The sequence below is a fragment of the Saccharothrix sp. NPDC042600 genome (genome assembly GCF_040647305.1).
GTDB lineage: Bacteria > Actinomycetota > Actinomycetes > Mycobacteriales > Pseudonocardiaceae > Actinosynnema > Actinosynnema mutabilis.
Window position 1 is genome coordinate 283,084 of sequence record NZ_JBEZBW010000001.1, and the last position, 22,004, is coordinate 305,087.

Annotated in this window: 20 protein-coding genes; 2 read left to right on the top strand and 18 right to left on the bottom strand. The window is 71.5% G+C overall.

The genetic code is table 11. The annotated features are described in order from the left end of the window. Positions 1-36: 36 nt before the first annotated feature. The 12 genes from AB0A74_RS01055 to AB0A74_RS01110 form a co-directional block, all read right to left on the bottom strand. Positions 37-927, bottom strand: a complete 891-nt coding sequence (locus tag AB0A74_RS01055) for a hypothetical protein (protein ID WP_358246841.1) — start codon at positions 925-927, stop codon at positions 37-39. A gap of 16 nt (positions 928-943) precedes the next feature. Then, positions 944-1,105 carry a hypothetical protein gene (locus tag AB0A74_RS01060; RefSeq protein WP_358246842.1) on the bottom strand — a complete coding sequence of 54 codons (162 nt, stop codon included), beginning with the start codon at positions 1,103-1,105 and terminating at the stop codon, positions 944-946. A 4-nt stretch (positions 1,106-1,109) separates the two neighbouring features. Beyond that, positions 1,110-1,769: a sortase gene (locus AB0A74_RS01065; RefSeq protein WP_358246843.1), complete on the bottom strand. Its 660-nt coding sequence runs from the start codon at positions 1,767-1,769 to the stop codon at positions 1,110-1,112. 10 nt (positions 1,770-1,779) lie between these two features. Then, positions 1,780-2,718, bottom strand: coding sequence for a hypothetical protein (locus AB0A74_RS01070; RefSeq protein WP_358246844.1), 939 nt, complete (start codon positions 2,716-2,718; stop codon positions 1,780-1,782). Positions 2,719-2,765: 47 nt separating this feature from the next. After that, entirely contained in the window at positions 2,766-3,005 is a 240-nt protein-coding gene (locus AB0A74_RS01075) for a hypothetical protein (protein ID WP_358246845.1), read from the bottom strand. A gap of 109 nt (positions 3,006-3,114) precedes the next feature. Further along, complete coding sequence (locus AB0A74_RS01080) at positions 3,115-4,083, bottom strand: magnesium transporter CorA family protein (protein ID WP_358246846.1); 969 nt, start codon at positions 4,081-4,083, stop codon at positions 3,115-3,117. Positions 4,084-4,121: 38 nt separating this feature from the next. Further along, a complete protein-coding gene (locus AB0A74_RS01085) occupies positions 4,122-5,501 on the bottom strand; it encodes an FGLLP motif-containing membrane protein (RefSeq protein WP_358246847.1) in 1,380 nt (459 codons plus the stop codon). After that, positions 5,498-6,184, bottom strand: a complete 687-nt coding sequence (locus AB0A74_RS01090; RefSeq protein WP_358246848.1) for a hypothetical protein — start codon at positions 6,182-6,184, stop codon at positions 5,498-5,500. Before AB0A74_RS01090 ends, AB0A74_RS01085 begins: the two co-directional genes overlap by 4 nt. A 124-nt stretch (positions 6,185-6,308) precedes the next feature. After that, positions 6,309-7,280 carry a DNA-binding protein WhiA gene (gene whiA / locus AB0A74_RS01095; RefSeq protein ID WP_358246849.1) on the bottom strand — a complete coding sequence of 324 codons (972 nt, stop codon included), beginning with the start codon at positions 7,278-7,280 and terminating at the stop codon, positions 6,309-6,311. 38 nt (positions 7,281-7,318) lie between these two features. Beyond that, positions 7,319-8,887 (bottom strand): alkaline phosphatase D family protein, encoded by a 1,569-nt coding sequence (locus tag AB0A74_RS01100; RefSeq protein WP_358246850.1) that lies wholly within the window; start codon positions 8,885-8,887, stop codon positions 7,319-7,321. 398 nt (positions 8,888-9,285) lie between these two features. Next, a complete protein-coding gene (locus AB0A74_RS01105) occupies positions 9,286-9,798 on the bottom strand; it encodes a hypothetical protein (RefSeq protein WP_358246851.1) in 513 nt (170 codons plus the stop codon). A 390-nt stretch (positions 9,799-10,188) separates the two neighbouring features. Next, complete coding sequence (locus AB0A74_RS01110) at positions 10,189-10,818, bottom strand: hypothetical protein (RefSeq protein WP_358246852.1); 630 nt, start codon at positions 10,816-10,818, stop codon at positions 10,189-10,191. A gap of 103 nt (positions 10,819-10,921) precedes the next feature. On the opposite strand from AB0A74_RS01110, the gene AB0A74_RS01115 reads away from it, so the two are divergent. Together AB0A74_RS01115 and AB0A74_RS01120 are read left to right on the top strand one after the other, a co-directional pair. Continuing rightward, on the top strand, positions 10,922-11,941 hold the full coding sequence (locus AB0A74_RS01115; protein WP_358246853.1) for an FGLLP motif-containing membrane protein: 1,020 nt from the start codon (positions 10,922-10,924) through the stop codon (positions 11,939-11,941). Positions 11,942-11,978: 37 nt separating this feature from the next. After that, a complete protein-coding gene (locus AB0A74_RS01120; protein ID WP_358246854.1) occupies positions 11,979-12,458 on the top strand; it encodes a hypothetical protein in 480 nt (159 codons plus the stop codon). A 28-nt stretch (positions 12,459-12,486) separates the two neighbouring features. Here AB0A74_RS01120 and AB0A74_RS01125 read toward each other — a convergent pair whose 3' ends face one another. The 6 genes from AB0A74_RS01125 to AB0A74_RS01150 form a co-directional block, all read right to left on the bottom strand. Then, a complete protein-coding gene (locus AB0A74_RS01125; protein ID WP_358246855.1) occupies positions 12,487-12,738 on the bottom strand; it encodes a hypothetical protein in 252 nt (83 codons plus the stop codon). Between the two features lie 130 nt (positions 12,739-12,868). Further along, complete coding sequence (locus AB0A74_RS01130) at positions 12,869-13,693, bottom strand: hypothetical protein (protein ID WP_358246856.1); 825 nt, start codon at positions 13,691-13,693, stop codon at positions 12,869-12,871. 256 nt (positions 13,694-13,949) lie between these two features. Continuing rightward, positions 13,950-14,570 carry a DUF4328 domain-containing protein gene (locus AB0A74_RS01135; protein WP_358246857.1) on the bottom strand — a complete coding sequence of 207 codons (621 nt, stop codon included), beginning with the start codon at positions 14,568-14,570 and terminating at the stop codon, positions 13,950-13,952. Positions 14,571-14,725: 155 nt separating this feature from the next. Beyond that, the gene (locus AB0A74_RS01140; protein WP_358246858.1) at positions 14,726-15,415 is read right to left on the bottom strand and encodes a hypothetical protein; all 690 of its coding nucleotides are present in this window, start codon (positions 15,413-15,415) and stop codon (positions 14,726-14,728) included. 134 nt (positions 15,416-15,549) lie between these two features. Beyond that, positions 15,550-18,105: a hypothetical protein gene (locus AB0A74_RS01145; protein ID WP_358246859.1), complete on the bottom strand. Its 2,556-nt coding sequence runs from the start codon at positions 18,103-18,105 to the stop codon at positions 15,550-15,552. A 166-nt stretch (positions 18,106-18,271) separates the two neighbouring features. Further along, positions 18,272-22,003 (bottom strand): hypothetical protein, encoded by a 3,732-nt coding sequence (locus AB0A74_RS01150; protein ID WP_358246860.1) that lies wholly within the window; start codon positions 22,001-22,003, stop codon positions 18,272-18,274. Position 22,004 lies beyond the last annotated feature (1 nt).

A 22,004-nucleotide genomic window follows, 5' to 3' on the forward strand; every position in this document is an offset into this window, starting at 1 on the left:
CCGGGCGGCGGTCGCCGGGTCCGGTCGCGTCGTCGACTACTGCTCGACCGCGGGTGGTCGGCCGGTCTCGGCGCACCTCAGGGTGTCCAGGCCCGGTAGCGAGGTCAGCAGCCTCACCTGGTGCCACAGGCTTTCGGGGAGCCGCAATTCCCGTCGCGCGGCTTGGAGCGCCTCGTGCAGCGGCCGGTCGCACAGCAGTCCGCGCAGCACCTGTTCCGCGATCGCGTTGCGGACCCCCGCGTTGGGGGCGACCACCAGCGACGAACCGGGAGCCGGTCGCGCCTGGCGGTGGTCGCCGGTGGTGATCACCAACCGGGGAGCGCGGTGCGGGTCGGAGAACGTCGGTGGTGGCGGGAAACCGGAGGTGACGAGGATGTCCGTGCCGCGGCCGAACTCGTCCCACGGGTCCTTCGCGCGGATGCTCATCGCGTCAACGGTGGTCGTTCCGCCTGGTCCGGGCGGGAGGTGTCGGGCGAACCGCTGGAGGTCGGGCGCCGCGCCGGTGGTCACGGTGACGCGAACCGGCGGGGTGACGGGGCGTCGGTCCACGTGGGTCACCTCGGTCGCCGTGACGAAGTCGTCGGCATCGACGCCGAGGCCGCTGAGCACTCGGCCCGCGAGCACCGCCCAGTCGGTCGACCAGGAACCCCGTGGTGGGCGCACCAGCACCGCGATGGGCCGTCGTGCGGCCGTGTGCGTGTCACGGCGAGTGGCGTCGCGCAGCAGCGCGACGAGGTGACGGGTCGCGGCGCGGGGCCACAGCACGTCGTCGAGCCCCGAGCGGAACAGCACCTCCGCGTTGTGCCACATCGACAGGTCGTCGTCCCGGTGGCCGGCGACGCGCCCCATGCCGTCCTCGTAGCCGATCGCCATGCGGTCGCCGTGGACGGTGAAGTCCAGGCGCGCCCATGTGGTCTTGTCGTTCATCGCGACCGCCTGTGGTTCAGTCGATGTCGAGGGTGGGGACGGTGCCCGCCGTCACCTGGTCCAGGAGCGGGAAGACGCCGAACCACAGCAGCGCGTAGAAGGCGGCGACCAGCACGGCGATCTGCGCCGCCCGTACCGGGCGCGGGCCGGGTAGGTGGTGCCACAGCCACGCGAACATGCGATCACCTGTCCAACTGGGCGGGAGGGCCTTCGGTCTTGCTCCGCTTCTCGACCAGGGCGCCGTGCACGACGGTGCGGTGTTCCGGGTCGCGCTTGGGGGCGCTGGTGGTCAGGGTCAGCACCGAGGTCTTCGGGATCTCCCCCGGGAGGTCCGGCACGGGCGCGAGGGCGTCCGCGTCGGCGCGGTGCGCGATGCGGACCTCGTGCACCGCGTAGACCAGCCACTCGGTCGCCGTCTCGAAGACCATCGGGTCGCCGGTGCGCAGCTCGTCGAGGTCGCGGAACAGGCCCTTCGTGCGGTTCCCGGCGATCGCGGTGTTGCCGCGCTCGCCCGGGGCGGCTGAGCGCGGGTAGTGGCCGGGAGCGTGGTCCAGGTCGGCTCGATCGACGCCTTCGACGACCACCAGGCGCAGCTCCAGGGCGGGGATGTGCAGTCGGCCGGGCAGCGCCGCCCCGGCTGTGGCGGAGCCGTCCCACCGGGCCCGGAGTTCGCGGTCCAGCGCGGACTGCCGGTCGCCGATGGTCGCGGCCTTGCCCCAGTCCTGGTAGCCGAGGAACAGCAGGAGGGCCACCGCGACGAGCAGGGCGGCCTCCTGGACGACGTGCCGCGGGTCGGTCGGTGGCACGGCGCGGAGCCGCGTGTCGCGGGTTTCCCTGTCCATCGGGACCTCCCTAGGGCGACTGGGCCGGATGACGGCGCGGGTGCCGCGACAGCGCGGCGAGACCGGCTCCGATGAGCAGGGCGACCGCGGGGATGCCGAGGGGCAGGGCCGGACCGGTCACCGGCAGTTCCGCGAGGACGGCCGTGGTGGCGGTGATCGGCGTGTCGGGGCCGCCGGGGGTCGTGGTCGTCAGGGTGCTGGTGATCGCCTGGTCGCCCCGGTCGCCGGCCGTGACGGTGTAGGTGATGGAGGCCTGTTGCCGTGGGGCGAGGTCCCCGGTCCAGGTCAGCACCGGCGAGGTGAAGCTCGCGGCCCCGACGTCGGCGGTGACCGCGCCGAACACGGCGTCGTCCAGCACTCCGGTCAGGTCCTCGGTGAAGGTCGCCGCGGTCACCGGGGTGCTGCCCGTGTTGACGACCGCGATCGAGACGACGACCTCGTCGCCGACGTGGGCCTGGGTCTTGTCGGTGGTCTTGGTCATGGCGAGCGCGGTGATCAGGATTTCGCCGGGGCCGTCGCCGGCCGTGGTCCCCGGCGAGGAGGACCGCTCCGCGAGCGCGAGCCGGTGGTTGCCGGTGCCCGGGTGGTCGACGCTGACCGCGAAGGTGATCGTGGCCCGCTGCTCGGGTTGCAGGTCCCCGGTCCACGACAGGGTGGGCGGGGTGAAGGTCGCGGTCCCGATGTCGGCGTGCACGGTGTCGAACTCGGCGTCGTCGAGGACGTCGCTGAGGTCTTCGCGGTAGTCGGCGCCCAGCAGCGGCACCGAGTCGGTGTTGACGATGGTGACGACGACGGTGAGGGTCTGCCCGGCGGCGGCCGTGGTCTGGTCCGGCGGTGGCTGGACGAGCGCGGTGCTGCCGGGGTGCGGGGCCGCGAACGCGCCGCCGGCCGACAGCAGCGCGGCGGACAGCACCAGCCCGGCCACACCCGTGAATCCTCGGTGCACCATGCCACCGTTCCTTGCCTCGCGACGTGGTCAGCGGAGCGCGACCCGGGTCAACGGGACCCCGCTGACGGCTTGCGCCGGGCCGTCTTCCGCGCGGTCGCCTCGCGCGTGCGGCGGCGCGGCCCTCGCCAGGCCACCCACAGCGCCACGGCGAGGACCGCGAGCAGGAGCAGCAGGAACATCCACCACCGAAGCCAGGGCAGCGAGGCGAAGACGCGGTCGCCGAGCAGCGCGAGCGTCGTGTCCGGCGCGGGCGGTGGCTCCGGGCCGGTGAAGGCTGAGATGTCCATGGGTGGCGCCTCCGGTGTCGGGGTCGCGTTCGATCGAGCGCGGCGTACCTGGGCGAGCGACTGCGGAGTGGACAGCGCGGGGCCGCCGGGGATGACGCGCGGTCGGCGGCTACAACCAGTCGCGGCGTTTGAACAGCCGGAACAGCACGACGGCCAGCACGACGATGAGCGCGCTGGACAGCCAGAAGCCGAACGGGTGGTCGAAACCGGGGAACGGGATGTTCTGCCCGTAGAACCCGGTGATGGCGGTGGGCACGGCGATGATCGCCGCCCAGCTCGTCACCTGCTTCATGATGGTGTTGAGCCGGTTGCCCTGGAGGTTGAGCTGGGTCTCGCGGATGGTCGCGACGAGGTCCCGCAGCGACTCGGTCCACTCCGACGCGCGGAGGATGTGGTCGTAGACGTCGTGGTAGTAGGGCAGGAGTTCCTCGTCCACGTAGTGGAGGTCGCGGCGCATCAGCGTGTTCACGACCTCGCGCATCGGCAGCACCACCCGGCGCAGCACCACCAGGCTCTTGCGCAGGTGCAACGAGCGCCGCTGCACGTCGGCGGGGTCCACGTTCTCCATGAAGATCAGGTCTTCCAGGGCCTCGATCTGCTCGTCGAGCTCCCGCACCGCCTCGAAGTAGCCGTCGACGACGTAGTCGAGGACGCCGTGCAGCAGGTAACCCACCCCGGACTCGCCCATGTCGGAGGAGTCCCAGCGCTCCACGACCTCGGCCATGTCCAGGTGTTCGTCCGCGCGGATGGTGACCAGCGCCTGCGCGGTCACGAACATCGACACCTCGGAGGTGGTCAGCATCCCCGTCGCGGGGTCGAACCGCACCAGGTAGGTGGTCACGAACGAGTGGGTGGAGTACCGGTCTATCTTGGCCCGCTGGTGCACGTGCACGGCGTCCTCGATCGCGAGCTGGTGCAGCCCGAGTTCGTCGCGGACCGTCTCCAGGTCGTCGGCGTCGGGAGCGCACATGTCCAGCCACACGGTGGCTTCGGGGTGCAGCAGGTGTTCGGAGATGTCCTCGGCGGGGATGTCCTCGGTCATGAGGACCCCGCCCCGGTACACCCTGGTGCGCGCCATGATCACTCCACGGGGTCTGGTCGGGCGGCCGGAACGGCTCATCGGTCGGCGGACCGCGTTCGGGTGGTCCGCGAGGCCGGTGCCGGTTTCCGCTTGGCCGTGGGGCGGAGCTTGAAGTAGCCCCAGAACAGCACTGAGAACAGCCCGAACGCGATGAACAGCGTCAAGGACGGGCCGATGCTCGTCGCGGTGGTGACGCGCCGGTTCGCGGGGGACAGGAAGACGTAGACGAACGCCAGCGCCACCGTGACCTGCAGCACGAACCAGATGAACCGGCTCCACGCCCGGACCTCGCGTCCTTTGAGGAAGGTCAGGGGCAGGAGTGCGAAGACCGTCGACTGCACACCGGTCACGAAGATCGCGCCGAGGGTCATGGCGGTCAGGACCAGCAGGTCGTTGTCCGGGTCGGCTTCCAGTGCGTCGAGGACCGGTTCGCGGCCGAACCAGGCCGCCCCGCCGGCGAGGACCAGCAGCGTGAACCCGATCGCGATGATGCGCCCGTCCCGCCGCGGGTCCTTGCGCCCCGCTTTGTTGTGCGAGATGCCGACGACGGAGCCGTACACGTATGGCGGCTGGAGCTTCGCCAGCAAGGTGAGCAGGGCGAACATGCAGGTGATGGCGATGCCGCCGCCGTACAGCACGACCTTGGACTTCTTCCCCGTGGCCCGGCGGCTGCGCCACCAGGCCGGGATCTCGCCGATGAGGCTGGTGATCAGCGAGGCGACGGCCGTGGCCCCCAGCGCGAACAGCGTGTACTTGGAGAAGGTCAGGGCCGATCCGGCGGCGGTGTTGACGACGGCCGCCAGCGCGACGCCGAAGGACAGGCGCAGCCAGTTGGGCGAGCCTCGGCGTCGCCGTCGCCGCCGGGGCAGGAACCGCATGATGCGGGCGTAGTTGGCGGTGAAGGTCGAGTTGAACAGCGCGCCGGGGAAGCCGAGGACGACCGCGCCGGTCGCCACGAAGCCGACGCTGTAGCCGGTGGCCACCCACGTGAACTCGATGTCGCCCGGTCGCGGCACCGACTTGACGTACGCCGCGACGGCGGGGGCGGGTGTGCTGGACTGCGCGGGCGAGGCGGGGGCGCGGGCGGCGGGCGGCGCGCGGGTGGTGATCACTATGGACCACGTGGGTGCGGCCGTGGTGGCGGGCTGTGCCCGTACCGCGTTCCCCGCGGCCGGTGGCCGTGCGTGGGCGAGGTCGTGGACCACGGCCGCGGCCGCCGGGTCGCCCGCGAGCGCGGTGTCGCCACCGGGCGTGGCCTCGGTGGTCGAGGTGGCGCGTGTGCTCGTCCCGGCCGAGTGGTCGGCGTCGGTGGACAGCGCGACCAGCCCTGCCAGGAGCAGCGTGAACAGCCCGACCACGAGGGCCACCACGTGCCGCCGACCGGTGAACCCGCGTCGGGGTGGCTCCGCGATCACGGTCGCCGACCCGTCAGGGGTGTGACAGCACACCGTTCGGTTCCCGTCGCGTGTCCGCGCTGTCGTGGCCGGGTGGCCGCACCGTGTCGTGTCGTCGAGAACGCCTGCTCGGCGCCCATCGCCTCCAACAGCCCCCGCACGTCGTGGGGCTCGCGCACCGTGACCGCGGGCCACCCCGGCTCGGCGTCGTAGTGGCACCGGACGCCGAGCCGGCGGGCGGACCGGCGCAGCACGCGCACGGCTGCGAGGTCCGGGCACCGCACGTCCACCACGATGGTCGTTCCCGTGACGCGGATGCGGCCCCCGGTGAGGAACGCTCCGCGCCACAGGGACCGCGCGTCGCACCGGCTGGATCCGACCGCCCACACGCCGGGCAGGGGGAATGCGCCGGGTGGTGGGGAGAGGTCGGCGGTGTGGGTGTCGGGGAGCGGAACCCGCACCCGGTAGCGCCGCCCTCCGGGGGTCTCGTCGACCGCCAGGTCCGGGTGCGCCAGCCCGTCCACGAGGGTGAGCAGGCGGTGCGCCAGCCACAGGTGGTCGAAGTCGACGCACCTCGTGGGTGGCCGGGTGACCTCGGTGGCGCCGCCGAACCACAGCATGCCGGTCGCCTCCGACCGGCGGCAGCACTCGGTCAGGATCGGCCGCCTGGTCAGTTCGAGTCGGACCTCCTCGGTGGTCGGCATCGGCATGTCCCTTCGACGAACGGCCGCTGTTCGCGCCGGTGCCGTCGTTTCGGCGGGGCGCTTCGACCCGACGAGGGGACAGCCCAGCCGGTCTCGCGATGACGTGCGGCGCGGCCAGCCGGGGTCAGGGACGCCCGCCGCGGTCGGGTGTCGTCGGTGGGAGGGTGTGGCTCAGGTCGCCGTCGGTGTCGGCCACGCCGTGGCGGCGGGCGTGCTGGTCCGCGAGGAGGATCAGCCGGCGCAGCCGCCGGGACAGCGTGCTGGCGGACCGCGGTGGCCGGGCCCGCCGGGCCAGCGCGTCCAGCGACATGTCGGGGTGCGCCAGGCGGTGTCGGGCGGTGGCCACGAGCTCCGCCGGCGCGTCGGCGCCGAGGATGTCCAACGCCCGGTGCAGCTTGTGGTGCAGCGCGCGGGAACGGTCGCGGGCCCGCGCCTGGTTGAACCGCGCGATCGAGTTCTCCTCGACCTGCGGCGGCACCACGGCGGGCCAGTCCTCCGCCGCGCGGTACGCGCCGAGCTGGAGCAGGAGTTCGACGACCTGGGCGGTGCGGTGCACGACCACGAACTGGCCGTGCCGTTCCTGCCGGCGTCGGACGCCGACGCCCATCATGGCGCCGGCGGAGACCAGCGCACCGCAGGCGGGACCGTCCGGGCACCACACCTCGATCGCACCGCCGCTGCCCTGCCGGCGGCGCCGTCCCCGGCACAGCAGCGCGGCCCGCCACAGCGCGCGGGTGCAGCACGGACCGCCGGCCTGCCACCGCAGCGGGTTGTCGAGGAACACCCGGTCCAGCGACGGCGCGCCGGGCGCCGCCGGTGCTTGGTGGAACGGCACCCGGTACCGCTGCCGCCCGGCCGGGTCCTGGTGGACGACGTGGCGCGTGGACCGCCGCCGCTGGTGCAGGATGTCGCTGTTGGCCTCGACCCACCGGGCCAGGTCCGGCCGGTCGAGGTCGACGATCGCGCCGACGCCGTGCCCCGGGCCCACGTGCCGGCCGGCGAACCGGATCACCGAGGAGACGTGGACGCGCGCGCAGCACGGCCGGTGCCGGCGCTGGGCGCAGAGTTCGGCGAGGACGTTGTCGAAGTGGTCCAAGGTGGTTCCCGTGGTCGGAAGAGGGCCGCTCGCCGGGCTCATCGCGTCGGGCGGTGTTCCTGCCGCAGCGTCATGGCGCGGCGGACGTCCGCGTCGGGCCGGCGCCGGTCGGAGATGTGGTGCCAGCCGCATTCGAGGCCCTCGGGCGTGACGTCGAGGGTGCAGTAGCCGTGGGCGGTCAGGTCCACGTAGTCGAAGTGCGGGTTCTTGGCGCGGATGGCGCGCTCGGCGATCCGGGTCAGCAGCGGGCCGGCCGTGTCGGCGACGCTGTCGGAGGTCACCGACGGGCAGGTGAACTCGGTCGCGGGCAGCGGCGTGTCGGGGTAGTCGGCGTAGCTGAGCGGCACCTTGCCGGCCCAGGACGTGTGCAGGTCGCCGGTGAGGAAGACGGTGTTGTCGGTTTTGGTGTCCACGAGGTGGCGTAACAGGTCGTCGCGGTCGCGTGCGTAGCCGTCCCATTGGTCGGTGTTGACCGCGTCACCGCCGGAGGACAGCGGCAGGGTGGCGCCCAACGTGGCCGTGAGCGAGGCGGGCAGCCGCGGTGCGATCAGCGGCGAGATCATCACCGGGTTGCCCACGAGCTTCCAGCGGGCGTCGGTGTCGGTGAGCCCGGCTTTGAGCCAGGCCATCTGCTCCGGCCCGGTGATCGTGTGCCCGGGCGGTGTCGCCGCGCCCGGGAGCGGCTGCTTCGAGCGGTGGGAACGCAGGTCCAACATGGACAGGTCGAGCAGGCCGCCGAACGACAGCCGCCGGTAGAGGTGGTCGGCCCACGGCCCGCGCACCGGCATCCACTCGGCGTAGGCCTGGCGGGCGGCGGCGGCGCGGGCGGGGAACTCCCGCGGGTCGCTGTCCTTGGAGCCGCCCGACCAGGAGTCGTCGGCGGTCTCGTGGTCGTCCCAGGTGGCGATGAACGGCACCAGGCCGTGCAGCCGCTGGAGGTCGGGGTCGCGTTTGTACTGGGCGTGGCGCATCCGGTAGTCGGCCAGGGTCCGGATCGCGTGGACGGGTTCGTGCACGCGGCCGATCGCCGGGCCCGGCCCGTACTCGCCGCTGCCGTACTCGTAGAGGTAGTCGCCGAGGTGGATCACGGCCGACAGGTCGGCGCCGCGGTCGGCGAGGTGGCGGTAGGCCGAGAAGTAGCCGCCTTCGAGGTTCGCGCAACTGGCGATCCCGAAGCGCAGGACGGCCGGCACGGCCCGCGGCGCGGGCGCGGTGCGGGTGCGCCCCAACGGGGAGGGGTTGCGGTCGAAGCGGAACCGGTACCAGTAGTGCCGGTCCGGGAGGAGCCCGCGGACGTCCACCTTGACGGTGTGGTCGCGGTACGCGCCCGTGGTCGCGGTGCCGGTGACCACGATCCGGCGGAAGTCGGCGTCCTCGGCCACGTCGTAGGCCACCTCCACGTCCGGTCCCGTCCCGGACCCGGGCAGCGCGTCGGCGGTCGGCGTGACGCGGGTCCACAACAGGATCCCGTCGGGCAGCGGGTCTCCGGAGGCGACGCCGTGCGGGAAGTGCGTCCCGGCCGCGCCCGCCCGCCCGGGGAGGGCGGCGGCCAGCGCGAGGGTCGAGCCGGTCACCCCGGCGGCACGGAGAAAAGCTCGGCGATCCATGTGGTTCCCCATGAGGTTGATGTCGAACCGGTCCGTCGACCGGCACACCCGCACACGGCGCACGGGTGGGGCGGCGTGACGCTAAACCTGGCGTGCCACCCTCGACCACCGGTCGGCACGCGGGGCGACGCCGCCGGTTTCCGCTGGTCGGCTGGTCGGCTGAAGCCGGTGCACCGGTGGCCGAACCCCGGTTGCGACGTGTGGGCTCGGCGGGCCGGCCGATCTTTCGCGGCGCGTGCCCCATCGCCGGGTCCGCTGGGTGGCCCGGCGTGGGACGGTGGCGGGACGGCGGCTTCGGTGAATTCGTGATCCTTCACGGACGGCCCCGTCAGCGGTCCACTGGGGACGTTCGCGCGGGGTGTCCGGTCGGGACGGGGCGTGCGCGGGAGGTGTCCCGGTCAGGACGGGGTGTCCGCCGACCGGCCCGTCGGCCGGGTCCGCCGGAAGCCCCACCGCGTGGTGGTGCCGGCGGACCGCGCGACGGACCCGATGCCCGAGGCGACGCGGGACACCGCCTCGGCGGCTCGGGCGCATTCGGCGCACGTCGTCAGGTGGGACGTGAGCAGGGCCTGTTCGTCGGCGTGGAGGGCGTCGCGTGCCTGCGCGCCGAGTGCGCGGCGAAACCTCGCGCACACCGCATCGACGGGCTTTTCGAGCTCCTGCAGGTACGCGAGGCGAAGACCTTCGTTGGCGCGGTAGATCAGGGCGGTGGCGGCTCGTGGCGCCATGGACAGGACGCGGCCGAGCGCGGCCGGCCCCATCCCGTGGACCTCGACCTGGATGAGGACGAACTGCCAGCGGGGCGGCAACCGGTCGAACGCGACGGCCAGTTCGGTGGACTTCAGCAGCTCGTCGAGCAGCCGCCGGGCGAATGCCTCCGCCCGGGACCTGCCCGCCTTCCTACGGCACATCGGGACCGCTGGTGGGACCTGCCCGCATGCTCGCACCTTCCGCCGTCCGGCAGCTCCGGTTCGTCCGACGGGCGCGGTGGAGGTCGGCGTTCGTCGGGGCTTGAGTGTGCTGTGGAGACTACGCCTCCGGGCTCGTCATGACACGGATTCACCCGGAAGCCTGACGGCGCAGGCAGCCGTCGGAGTGTCCGCAGTGGACCGCTCGCGAGGCGATTCGTCGCACCGCCGTAATCGCGTCGGCATGCGCCTTGTCAGTGCGACATGGAGGCTTACCCCGTGCGTTGCGGGTCGCGGCGGTCGTGGACTGCGCGTGACCGCATTGCGTGACGTGCCGAACCCGAAGGGTGATGGTGCGGCGTCCGGCGACCCGCATCCCGGGCAGTCGCAGGTCTACCGCGGTGTCGTCCACGCCGCCGCCGCGGTCGTCGCCGTCGCCGTCGCGGTCCTCGCCGTGGTGCTGGCGGGGGCCGATGTCACACCGGGCTCGTCCCCCGGCCGGCCGACGATCGGCCCGCGTGCAGCCGCGGAAGCGCCCACAACGCCCGAACCGCCCACGCACACCGGCCCTCCCACGCACACCGGGCCCCCGACGCACACGGGCCCTCCCACGCACACCGGCCCGCCGACGAGCACGACGGATGTCACCACGACCACGACAGCGACCACAGCGACCGGACCGACAAGCACCACGACGTCGAGCACCAGCGGTTCCACGACGACGCCTTCCACGACGACGCCTTCCACGACGACGCCTTCCACGACGGCTACGACGACGACCTCGTCCACCACCAGGCCCACGAGCGTGACGACGAGCAGGCGGCCGGTACCCGCCACGACATCGCGGGTCACGACCGCGCCGGCCCCGCTGTCGCCCGTCCCGCCGCCCGTCCCGGTGCCGCCCGTCCCGGTGCCGCCTGCCGTGCCACCGCCGGCACCGACCGCCGTCCCGCTCCCGCCGACCACCACGGCGGGACCGGTCGAGCCCACGACCCCGCCGGTCCCGACGTCCCCGCCGCCCACGACCACCGACCGGGTACGCCTGACGTCGATCGTCGTCGCGAGGCCGACAGCGCCGCCCCCGAACCCACCCGCCGCGTCGTCACCGGCGTTCCAGGCGCCGATCGTGCCGGAACCGCCGGTGGACCTGGCGAAGGTGCCCTACGTGGCCTCCGTGCCCGATCCGGCGGAGATCAGGCTCACGTGGAGCGACGGCGCCTACAGCCTCGGCCTGGTCGCCGCCGCTGCCGTGCTCATCGGCTTCCCGGGGGCGATCTTCAACGGCACGTTCACCTCCAACTACAACCGGATCATGCGGTTCGGCGCCGCTTGGCGGCGGCGCAAGCGCATCGCCCTGCCGGGATGGGCCCGCCTGGCGTTGGGGATCCTCGCTAGCGCGACGATCTCCACGCTCGCCCGGCCGGGTCTGGGATTCGGCGCGCAGACGCTCGTCGTGCTGCTGGCCGGCGCCGTGGCGTCGCTGGTCGCGAGCATGCTGGTGGAAATGCCGATGTGGCTGCACATGCGGTCCCGGACGGGTTATCAGCGAACGGTCCGCCTCTACCCCGGCGGGTTCGTCATCGCCCTCGCTTTCGCCCTGCTCACGTGGATCGCCGAGCTGCAACCCGGTTACATCTACGGAACCCTGGTCGGGATGGCCTACCTGGACCTCGACCGGAAGGACGCGGTGCTGCACGGGAAGTTCACGGCGATCGGGTACGCCGTGGCGGCGTCGGTCGGGTTCGCGGCGTGGTTCCTGCGCACGCCGTTCAACGCGCGGTTGGCCGCCGACCCGGCGAGCGTGCCGCTACTGGCGATCACGGTGTGCCTCGGCGCGCTGTTCGTCACCTGCGTGCAGTCGGCGGTGTTCGCGTTGATGCCGCTGAAGTTCATGAGCGGCAAGGACATCCTGACGTGGAGCCGGGCGGGCTGGGCGGCGTTGCAGTTCACCCTCGCGGTCGGTTTCGCCTACATCTTCCTCTCGCCCGCGACCCCGCGCGGCAGCTCCGCGGAGAAGATCCTGCCGGCGGCGGTCCTGTTCGTCTCGTTCGCGTTGTTCTCCTTCGCCTTCTGGGGGTACTTCCGGTGGCGGCCGACTCCGCCGGAGCAGCCGGAGCCGGCCCGCGCCGACGTCCGGGACCGATGACGGCCGGTTCGCCGAGCAGGAAGGCACGGTGATCACGATGTCCAGCCACCAACCGCTCGGAGTCGCACGGCCGCCCGCGGACCGTCCAGCCGCTCTGACCCGCGCGTTCCGCGAGTACACCGACGAACTGCACTGGACGGTGGTCGTGCGGCCGCCTGCGGTGGAGTTGCGCCTGCAGGCGACGATGCGGGCGGTGGCGGTGCGTGCCGGTGTGGGGTGTGAGGTCGCGAGCCTGTTGTGGGCGGCCGCGCCCCTGGGCCCGGTCGTCGCCGTGCCGTGCGGAACCCTTGTCCTGTGGGCGTTCCTGGCCGCCGACGACCCCGGGGACCCGTACCCGGTGGTTCCGTTCGGGGCCAAGCTGTTGTCGCGCGACCGGACACTGCCGCTGCCGCCGACGCGCTCGCGGCACGGCGAGGTGCGGTGGGTGAGCAGGCCCGCCGCCGACGCGCCTCGACTGCCCCGGCTTTCCCTGCTGCTCGCGGCGATCCGCGCGACGCAACGACCCCGGCGCTGGTGATCGCGGTACGGGCTCGTACTCCGGCGGGTCAACCCCCGTCGTGCAGGTCGCACGACATGCGGCCGGACAGGCCTTGTCCGGTGTGCCGCGCGATGGTGCCGCCGACGGTGATCGCGTCCAGCACGGCCATCTGCTGAGCCCGTGACAGGCGCCACCAGCCGACGCGTCCGCACGGGCACGGGCCTGCGCTGCCTGCACGAGTGGACGGCACGGAGGCGGCGGGCGCCCACCGCAGGACGCCCGTGTCACCGCAGAATTCACAGTCCACATCACTGTCCATCGCGGACATCCTTACCGCAATTGTGCGGTCGCGGCACGGTATTCACCTCATCGGGCGGTTTGATTCGCCACAACCCGGACACGAGCACGCTTTGTCGTCGTCACCCCGAGATCGGCGGTACCGATCGGGGTCAGCGCGCGTCTGCGTCGTCCGCGAGCAGCGCGGTGGCCAGCTCGGGGCTCGCCCGGAGCAGCCAGGTGAACGCGTCCTGCCAGGTGTCCAGTCGCGGCACCTCGTGGAGTCGCGCGTCGGTGGCGTCCACGCCGGGCAGCGCGGCGATCGCGTCCCGCAACCCGGTGTACCGCGACGCGTCGTCGGTGACGACGGCGATGGTGGCTGCGCCGAGGAACGACGCCGCGTCCGCCGCGCCCAGCAGCGGTCGGACCGACTCGGCGATCTCCACGTGACGGGCGATCGTGCGCCACGGGCCGGCGGTGCCCGCCCACGCGCAGATCCACAGCGCCCGGTGGTGGTGGCGGCTGCCGTGGACGTCGGCGGCGAGCGTCGCGGCGAGCCCTCGCGGCGACGCCAGGCCGGTGTACGGGTCGACGAAGGTCGATTCGAGGATCGCCGCGGCGTTGGCGGCGTCCATGCCCAGCCTCGCCCGGGCGAGCAGGACGTCCGCGGGCGGGAACACCCGACCGGTCTCGCGCAGGGCCAGGGTGAAACCCCGGATGTCGGCCTCCAGTTCGGCGGTGTTCGCACCGTCTGCGCCGCGCCGGTGGCCGAGGTCGTACACCGGGTCGTCCAGCGGCGCGTCGACCACGACCGCGGCGGCGACCCGCTCGACCTCGGGCACGAGCCAGTGCAGCTCGGTGCTCCAGCCGGCCTGCCGCGACAGCCGTTCCCACCTGCGGAGGAGTTCCGCGGTCGGGGCGGGGTCCTCCGCGTCCGGACCGCCGGGCGTCGCGGGACCGCCGCTCGTGTGGGAGTCGATCGCCGCTCGTCCTTCCACTCGCAGGTGGCCAGGCGCTGTTCGGCAACCTGCTGTCGCGCGCTGTTCATGCCGGTGCCACGGCGTTCCGGGTGGTCACCACCCGGGTGTGCGGACCGCCCGGTGGTCGGTTCGCCAGTATCGCACATGGGGATTCCCGCCCTGCTCGGTCGAAACGCCGCGCCACGTGCCTGATCCGCAGCTGGTGACCACCCGGCGGGCCCGCCGGGTGGTCACCTGAACGGGTGATCCGGACGCGGTCACCGGGGTGGTCGTGTCACGAGTGCCTCGCCGATTCCTGCCACTTGCCGATGCGCAGGATGATGAGGATCGCCAGGGCGGCGTCCACCACTTCGACCAGCACCATCGCGACGAGGAGCGGCGACCGGCCGCTGGACTGGGCGGAGGCGGACAAGAGCGAGAAGAGGAGCATGCCGGACCAGGCGAGGTCGAGGATCCACCAGGCGCCGACGACGGGGGCGTTCCCGGTTCGGTGCGGCCCGCTGGACCGGTACTGGTCGGCCATGATCAGGTAGGGGAACCAGAGGCTGACCACGGGGACGATCCAGCCCAGCACCACCCACACCGCGGCCAACCGGGGTGTGCGCCGGTGGCGGTGGCGGCTGAGGGCGACGGCGTTGGCATGCGCCCGCCACGACCACACGAGGAAGACCAACGCGCCGAGGACCACGACGAACCACCCGAAACCCGGGCTCCACACGCCGCGGTAGCCGGAGTTCTTGGTCGAGGTGAGCACCAGGACCAGGTCGAGGCCGGCGATCACGCCGATGGCCATCGCGGCTGCTCGTGCCAGGCCCAGGTTCGGCAACAGCCGGAGTCCCGACGGGTCGGGTTGACCACCTGTCGCCGGATCACGCGGGAGCGCTTGTTCAGCCATCTCGTCACCTCGCACTCGAAGAGCCCTTGACCGGGCGGTTCTGACGGCCCGTCTGCCGCACTGACACGCCATCCGGCCGCCCGATGACGGACGTGGCGCGACCTGGAAGGGTGCGAGCCGGCCGTCCGCTCACGGCCGGCTCGCGCGCCGACAGGTCACGTGCCGACCTTCTCCCGATCCCGCGCACGCCGGTCCACTGTGGATGCGCGGTGCCTGGTGCCGCGCTCTGCCTTGCGGCGACGGTGGACCAGCACCACGACGGCGAGCACGACCAGCAGGAGCGCCGCGACGGCGAGTCCGATCTGCCACCAGGAAGGTGTCCAGGACTTGGATTCGGCAGCGGGTGCGGCCGTCAACCCCTGGATGGACGGGGCGCCGCGGACCTGGTTGATGTCCGAGGTGCACACCAACGGCGGCTGGCGCGGTCCGGCGGCGACGCACGCCGACACGGCGATGCCGTTCATGCCCTCCGGGATGGTGTCGACGACGCCGACCAGGGTCAGGTCGACGCTGTGGTGCGCGGGGACGTCGAGGGTCCAGTCGACCTGGGAGCCGGTGACCGTGCCCGCGGCGCTGATCTCGGCCGCCGAGACGCCTCTCGGGAGGGTGAAGCCGACGGCGAGGCCGGTGGCCGGGTCGCCGGACCCGTTGCTGATCGACAGCGTGTAGGGGATCCGCTCACCGGCCGATGTCTCGGTGATGCCGTCCGACATGGTGATGCGCAGCGCCTGCGGTGGGGGCGGGGCCGACGGCTGGGCGGCCAGGGCCGTGCCGGCGCCCGCCAGGCAGGCGAGCAGGACCAGGGGCGCGGCGAGGATCCGGTGGCGCGAGGTGCTCTTGTTCACGGCTGACGGCTCCTTGATCGAGGTCCGACGGCACCCGCGGTCCGGCTTGGAGCGCCGGGGGAGTCGGGCGCGTGTCGCTGCAGCACGGACACCCGCCCGGATCCGGTTATGACGCGGCGGACGGGCCCGGGTCGTCAGAGGAGCCGAGCCCAGGGGAGTCGTGCGGTGGTGAGGGCCGTGACGCCGGCTGTGAGGAGGGCGATGCAAGCCACGAGCAGGGATGCCCATGGGCGGCCGGTGTCAGGTAGTGCGGTGGGTGGTGTGGGGGTCTGGACGGTGGTGTCGGTGGTGGCGGGTTCGCTGGGTCCGCCGGGTGTGGTGCTGGTGACGGTGTTGTGGAGGGTGGTGTCGCCGGTGGCGGGAGTGTTGAGCGTGGCGGTGTAGGTGATGGTGGCCGAGCTGCCGGCGGTCAGGTCGCCGGTCCAGGTGAGGGTGGGGGCGGTGTAGGTGGCGGTGCCGGTGGTGGCGGTGGCGGACCCGAAGGTGGCGTTGTCCACGACGCCGGTCAGGTCGTCGGTGATGGTGACGGGGTTGGGCGCGGTGTAGTCGGTTTGGCCGGTGTTGGTGACGGTCACGGTGTAGGTGACGGTGTCGCCGGGTTGTGCCGATTGGCGGTCGACGGTTTTGGTGATGCTGAACGCGGCGATGGCGGTGTCGGTGGTGACCGGGGCGTCGGGTGCGCCTGGAGTGGTGCTGGTGACCACGTTGTGCAGGTTCCCGTCGCCGGCCGGCGGGTTGCCGACGGTGACGGTGTAGGTGATCGTCGCAACGCCGCTCACGGGGAGGTCGCCGGTCCAGGTGAGGGTCGGGGTGGTGAAGGTGGCGGTGCCGGTGGTGGCGGTGGCGGACCCGAAGGTGGCGTCGTCGAGGACGCCGGTGAGGTCGTCGGTGACCATCACGCCCTGCAATGCCGTGTCGCCGGTGTTGGTCGCGGTCACGGTGTAGGTCACGCCCTCGCCGGCCGCGGCGTTGGTGGTGCTGACCGTTTTGGTGAGGCTGAAGGCCACGTGGACCACGTCGAGTGTCGCGCTGGCGGTGTCGGTGACCTGGAGGCCGAGAGGGTCGGTGCCGGTGACGGTGGCGGTGTTCGTCAGGTCGGCCGCAGGGGCTGTGGAGTCGCATGTGTAGGTTTCCACCGCGGCTACCGCGAGGGTGGGGAATTGCCGGTCGCAGGCGGCGAGTTGCGGGTCGGACACCTGCACGGTGGTCAGATCGACGTCGCCGGTGTTGGTGACCGTGATGGTGTAGGTGACGGGGTCGCCTTCCTCGGCGGTCGTGGGGTTCACTGACTTGGTGATGTCGAGCCGGGGGTGGATGACATCGACATCGACCGTGTCGGTGCCGGTCAACGCGTCGCCGAACTGGTCGGTGCCGGTGACGGTGGCGGTGTTGGTGAAGTCGTCCGCGGGCGCCGCTGCGGTACAGGTGTAGGTCGTTGACTCGCCGCCTAGCAGGGTTCCGACGTCGGCGTTGCAGGACGGTGCCATTTCATCGCCGACGGTGATGTCGTTGACCGTGGTGCCGGAAGAGTTGGTGACGGTGATCGTGAACGTGGTGGTGTCGCCTTCGTGCACGACCGGCTGATCGACCGTCTTCTCGACGATCAGGTTCCCCAAGGCGGCCGAGAACACCAGGTTCGTCGGGAAGTAGCCGTCGCCGGCCGACGTGAACGACAGCGTGGCGCTGGTCGAACCGAGCGCGATGTCGTCCGTGGTGAGGGTCTTGGCGTCGATGCTGAGGTTGTCCATGAGGTTCGGGCCCGTGCTGCCCTCGGTCCGGGAGATGAAGTAGTTGTCGGTGGTGCTGTTCGAGGGCTCGACCTGGACCTGGTCGTTGATCAGGAACGCGTCGCCGGTGCCGACGTCGCCGTCGAACGCGGTGAGGCCGATCCTGTTCTCCGGGTCGCTCGCCTTGAAGCCCGTGATGGTGATGTCCGTGCGGGTGGCGTCCTGGAAGATCAGTCCGTTGTAGATGTAGACGCGTTTCTGTCGGGGAGCGTGGGTCGGCTCGATGCCGGGGTATTCCCACACGATGTCGATGGACCACCCGGCGGCGCACCCCCGGCCTTCGGGCACGTAGATGTCGGCGACGGTGATGTCCACCGGTGTTCCCGTGGGCACCGACGCGAAGGCTGGGGTCACGTCGGCGAACGCCGCGTACGGGTACGGCGCGATGGGGTCGGGTCCGTGGAAGTCGGCGGCGAGTGCGGTCACCCCGATCGACGCGCCGCCGCCGACCGTGAGCCGCACGGGGCTTCGGGGTGTCGCGCCGCCGGGCGGGCTTTCGGTGACCGGCAGGCGGGGTACGCATTCGTTGCCCGTGACGTCGGCTGATCCGGCGGCGTTGCCGCCCCAGTTGAGTTGCGCGTACCTCACGGTGGCGCCGGGCGGGATCGTCGCCTGGGCGGTGCTGGAGTTGTAGGTGGCCGGGTCGGAGTCCACGTCACCCCACTGCATCGTGACGTTGTTGTTGCTGATGCCGGTGCCGGTTTTGGTCGTGGTCCACGTCGCGCACTGGTCCATGGCGGTTTGGGTGTCGCTGGTGCCGTCGGCGGCGACCGGGCACCGCAGGTTGCTGTTGCCGACGTGGATGAAGTCCCCCCACACGGCCTGTTCGTAGGTCTTCTCGAAGGGCACGATCTCCCGGGCCGTGGCGACGGGCGGGATCACCAGCACGAGGCCGAGGGCCACGACGAGGCATGCCGACGCCGGTCTCCGTGTCGCGGTGATCGCGCGTGCGAGAGCGGACATCGGCATCCTCCAGGTGGGGCGGACCGGTGTGACGGACCCTTCGCCTGGTGTGGTGAGTGGTGCTTCCAGTGGCGAAGGGCCCGTCGGGGTGTGGCGGCTTCGGGGTTCAGCGGTGTGCCTTGAGCAGGCGTGTGGTGGTGAGGGTGGCGGCCCCGGCTGTGAGGAAGGCGAGGCAGGCCACGAGCAGGGTTGACCACGGGCGGCCGGTGTCGGGTAGTGCGGACGGCGGTGTCGGGGTCTGGACGGTGGTGTCGGTGGTGGTGGGTCCGCTGGGTCCGCCGGGTGTGGTGCTGGTGACGACGTTGTGGAGGGTGGCGTCACCGGTGGAGGGGTCGTTGAGGGTGGCGGTGTAGGTGATCGTGGCCGTGGCTCCGATGGCGAGGTCGCCGGTCCAGGTGAGGGTGGGGCTGGCGAAGGTGGCGGTGCCGGCGGTGGCGGTGGCGGTGCCGAAGGCGGCGTCGTCGAGGACCCCGCTGAGGTCGTCGGTGACGGTGAGGGAGTTCGGCGTCGTGTAGTCGGTCTGGCCGGTGTTGGTGACGGTCACGGTGTAGGTGACGGTGTCGCCGGGTTGTGCCGATTGGCGGTCAACGGTTTTGGTGATGCTGAACGAGGCGACGGGGGTGTCGGTGGTGACCGGGGTGTCCGGCGCGCCGGAGGTGGTGCTGCTGACGACGTTGTGCAGGTTTCCGTCACCGGTGGGCGGGTTGTTGAGGGTGGCGGTGTAGGTGATGGTGGCGGTGGCTCCTGCCGGGAGTTCGCCGGTCCAGGTGAGGGTGAGGCTGGTGAAGGTGGTGGTGCCGGTGGTGGCGGTGGCCGTGCCGAAGGTGGCGTCGTCCACGACGCCGGTGAGGTCGTCGGTGACGGTGATCGCGTGGGTGCCGGTGTAGTCGGCCTGGCTGGTGTTGGTGACGGTGACGGTGTAGGTGACGGTGTCCCCGGCCGCGGCGTTGGTCGGGTCGATCGTCTTGGCGAGGGTGAACGCGCCGATCGGGGTGTCGGTGACGACCGGCTGGGCGGGGCCGCCGCTGGTGGTGCTGGTGACCGCGTTGACCAGTTCGGTGTCCCCGCCTGGCGGGTCGTTGACGGTCACGGTGTAGGTGATGGTGGCGGTGGCTCCGATGGCGAGGTCGCCGGTCCAGGTGAGGGTGGGGCTGGTGAAGGTGGCGGTGCCGGTGGTGGCGGTGGCCGTGCCGAAGGTGGCGTCGTCCACGACGCCGGTGAGGTCGTCGGTGATGGTGATGGAGTTCGGTGCGGTGTAGTCGGTTTGGCCGGTGTTGGTGACCGTGACGGTGTAGGTCACCGTGTCACCCGCTGCGGGCAGCTCGTTGTCGATGGACTTGGTGATGGTGAACGAGGCGATGGGGGTGTTGGTCGTGGTCGGCTGCTGCGGTGCACCGGAGGTGGTGCTGCTGACCGCGTTGACGAGCTGGTTGTCCCCGCCTGGCGGGTCGTTCACGGTCACCGTGTAGGTGATGGTCGCGGCGGCTCCGATGGCGAGGTCGCCGGTCCAGGTGAGGGTCGGGGTGGTGAAGGTGGCGGTCCCGGTGGTGGCGGTCGCGTTGCCGAACGTGGCGTCGTCCACGACCCCGGTCAGGTCGTCGGTGACGGTGAGGGAGTTCGGTGCGGTGTAGGCGACCTGGCCGGTGTTGGTGACGGTCACGGTGTAGGTCACGGTGTCGCCGGGTAGCGCCGATTGGCGGTCTACGGTCTTGGTGATGGTGAACGAGGCGATGGGCGTGTCGGTGACGACCGGGGTGTCCGGCGCGCCCGAGGAGGTGCTGGTGACCACGTTGTGCAGGTTCCCGTCGCCGGCTGGCGGGTTGCCGACGGTGACGGTGTAGGTGATCGTCGCGACGGCACCCACCGGGAGGTCGCCGGTCCAGGTGAGGGTCGGGGTGGTGAAGGTGGCGGTGCCCGTGGTGGTGGTCGCGGACCCGAAGGTCGCGTCGTCGACGACGCCGGTGAGGTCGTCGGTGACCACCACGCCCTGCAACGCCGTGTCGCCGGTGTTGGTCACGGTCAACGTGTAGGTCACGACCTCACCGGCCGCGGCGTTGGTGGTGCTGGCGGACTTCGCCATCGTGAACGCCATCGTCACCACGTCGAGTGTCGCGCTGGCGGTGTCGGTGACCTGGAGGCCGAGGGGGTCGGTGCCGGTGACGGTGGCGGTGTTCGTCAGGTCGGCCGCAGGGGCTGTGGAGTCGCATGTGTAGGTTTCCACCGCGGCTACCGCGAGGGTGGGGAATTGCCGGTCGCAGACGGCCAACTGCGGGTCGGACACCTGCACGGTGGTCAGATCGACATCGCCGGTGTTGGTGACCGTGATCGTGTAGGTCACCGGGTCGCCTTCCTGGGCTGTCGCGGGGCTCACCGTCTTGGTGATCTCGACGGCGGGGTGGATCACGTCCACGTCGACGGTGTCCGCTCCGGCCAACTCCTCGCCGAACTGGTCGGTGCCGTTGGCGATGACGGCGTTGGTGAAGTCGTCCGAGGGAGCAGTAGTGGTGCAGGTGTAGGTCGTCGACTCGCCACCCTGCAACGTCCCGACGTCGGCGTCGCACGACGGCGTCGAGGCGTCGGCGACCGTGATGTTGTCCACGGCGAGTCCGGACGCGTTGGTGACGGTGATGGTGAAGGTGACTGTGTCGCCTTCGTGCACGACCGGCGGATCGACCGTCTTTTCCACGAGCAGGTCCGCCAGCGCGGCGGCGAAGATCAGGTTGGTGGGGAAGTAGCCGTCGCCGCTTGAGGTGAACGACAGCGTGGCGCTGGTCGAGCCGGGTGGGATGTCGTCGGTGGTGAGGGTTTTGGCGTCGATGCTGAGGTTGTCCATGAGGTTCGGGTTCGTGCTGCCCTCGGTTCGCGAGATGAAGAAGTTGTTGGTGGTGCCGTTGGTGGGCTCGGTCTGTTGCTGGTTGTTGATCAGAAACGAGTCACCGGTGACCGGGTCCCCGTCGAAGACGGTGAGGCCGACCCTGTTCTCGACGGTGCTCGACTGGAAACCCGAGATGGTGATGTCGGTGCGGGTGGCGTCCTGGGCGACCAGCCCGTTGTAGATGTAGACGTGCTTCTTCGTCGGCGCGTGGGTCGGTTCGATCTCGGGGTACTCCCACACGATGTCGAGGGACCACCCGGCGGAGCAGCCGCGTCCCTCGGGTGAGTAGATGTTCCCGACCGTGATGTCCACCGCCGTGCCCGTGGACGCCGACGCGAACGCCGATGTCACGTCCGCGAAGGCGGCGTAGATGTACGGCGGAGCGGTGTCGGGGCCCGCGAAGTTGGCGGCGGGAGCGGTCACGTCGATCGGTGTCGCACCCGCTCCGACCGTGAGCCGCACCGGGCTCTGGGGTGTGGCGTTGTCCGGGGGCAGCTCTGTGATGTCAACGCCGTTGAGGCACCGGTTGACGGTGGGCGCACCAGACCCGGCGGCGCTGCCGCCCCAGTTGAGTTGCGCGTACTTCACGGTGGCGCCGGGCGGGATCGTGACCTGGGCGGTGCTGGAGTTGTAGGTGGTCGGATCGGAGTCGACGTCACCAAATTGCATCGTGTTGACGTTGTTGTTCGTCGACGACCCGGTCTTGGTGGACGTCCACGTATCACAGCGGTCCATCGACGCTTGCGTGTCCGTGGTGCCGTCGAGCGCGGTCGGGCAGCGCAGGTTGGCATTGCCGACATGGATGAAGTCGCCCCACACGGTTGCTTCGTAGGTCTTCTCGAAGGTCTCGATGACCCTGGCCGAGGCGGCAGGCGGGAGGACCAGCACGAGGCCGAGAGCCACGACCAGGCTTGCTGACGAGACTCGCCGCGTCGTGGCGATCGCGCGTGTGAGGGCGGACATC

What these genes read in the sequence shown, in the direction of transcription:
- AB0A74_RS01150 (WP_358246860.1), bottom strand. Translation starts at nt 22,003, where the DNA reads ATGTCCGCCCTCACACGCGCGATCGCCACGACGCGGCGAGTCTCGTCA.
- AB0A74_RS01090 (WP_358246848.1), bottom strand. Translation starts at nt 6,184, where the DNA reads ATGCCGACCACCGAGGAGGTCCGACTCGAACTGACCAGGCGGCCGATC.
- AB0A74_RS01065 (WP_358246843.1), bottom strand. Translation starts at nt 1,769, where the DNA reads ATGGACAGGGAAACCCGCGACACGCGGCTCCGCGCCGTGCCACCGACC.
- AB0A74_RS01080 (WP_358246846.1), bottom strand. Translation starts at nt 4,083, where the DNA reads ATGGCGCGCACCAGGGTGTACCGGGGCGGGGTCCTCATGACCGAGGAC.
- AB0A74_RS01105 (WP_358246851.1), bottom strand. Translation starts at nt 9,798, where the DNA reads ATGTGCCGTAGGAAGGCGGGCAGGTCCCGGGCGGAGGCATTCGCCCGG.
- AB0A74_RS01070 (WP_358246844.1), bottom strand. Translation starts at nt 2,718, where the DNA reads ATGGTGCACCGAGGATTCACGGGTGTGGCCGGGCTGGTGCTGTCCGCC.
- AB0A74_RS01055 (WP_358246841.1), bottom strand. Translation starts at nt 927, where the DNA reads ATGAACGACAAGACCACATGGGCGCGCCTGGACTTCACCGTCCACGGC.
- AB0A74_RS01120 (WP_358246854.1), top strand. Translation starts at nt 11,979, where the DNA reads ATGTCCAGCCACCAACCGCTCGGAGTCGCACGGCCGCCCGCGGACCGT.
- AB0A74_RS01125 (WP_358246855.1), bottom strand. Translation starts at nt 12,738, where the DNA reads ATGGACAGTGATGTGGACTGTGAATTCTGCGGTGACACGGGCGTCCTG.
- AB0A74_RS01060 (WP_358246842.1), bottom strand. Translation starts at nt 1,105, where the DNA reads ATGTTCGCGTGGCTGTGGCACCACCTACCCGGCCCGCGCCCGGTACGG.
- AB0A74_RS01100 (WP_358246850.1), bottom strand. Translation starts at nt 8,887, where the DNA reads ATGGATCGCCGAGCTTTTCTCCGTGCCGCCGGGGTGACCGGCTCGACC.
- AB0A74_RS01135 (WP_358246857.1), bottom strand. Translation starts at nt 14,570, where the DNA reads ATGGCTGAACAAGCGCTCCCGCGTGATCCGGCGACAGGTGGTCAACCC.
- AB0A74_RS01075 (WP_358246845.1), bottom strand. Translation starts at nt 3,005, where the DNA reads ATGGACATCTCAGCCTTCACCGGCCCGGAGCCACCGCCCGCGCCGGAC.